Here is a 420-nt window from a genome sequence, read left to right as displayed (position 1 = left end):
GTCCAAGGCCAGCGTCAAGCGGTTCGAGCCGATGCCCACCGCGCCCTCGCGCAGATGCAGGCTGCCGGACGGCGCCAGCGTCAGCTGCCCGCCCAGCGACAGGGGCCGCGCGGCATCGGGCAAGAGTTCGCCGCCCTCGGCGCCGGCCAGCTGCAGCGCCTGTGCAAGGCGGTCGATCTGGATGTTGCGGCGGCCCTCCGCGGCGACGGGTTCCAGCCCCGCGCGGCCCTCGAGGCTGCCGGTGGCGCCGGCGGTGGTGATCGAGGCGTTGACGGCCACGACCTCACCGGCCAGCAGCTGCTCGACCGAGGCGAGGCGGGCGTTGACTTCGCCCTGCTGGCCATTGCGGTCAACGGCGATGCGCAGCTCGGCGGCGCCGCCGGCCTCGGGCATGGTCAGGTCGATGGTCACGCCTTGCAC

1 protein-coding gene is annotated in these 420 nt (G+C 74.3%); it reads right to left on the bottom strand.

From position 1 onward, the window contains the following. On the bottom strand, positions 1-420 hold a 420-nt coding region (locus tag BTA51_RS30370), incomplete at both ends, for a hypothetical protein (protein ID WP_210404965.1).

The organism is Hahella sp. CCB-MM4, assembly GCF_002260525.1.
Lineage (GTDB): Bacteria > Pseudomonadota > Gammaproteobacteria > Pseudomonadales > Oleiphilaceae > Hahella.
The sequence above is the reverse complement of the archived record's forward strand: the minus strand, read 5'-3'. Positions and strand labels throughout refer to the sequence as shown.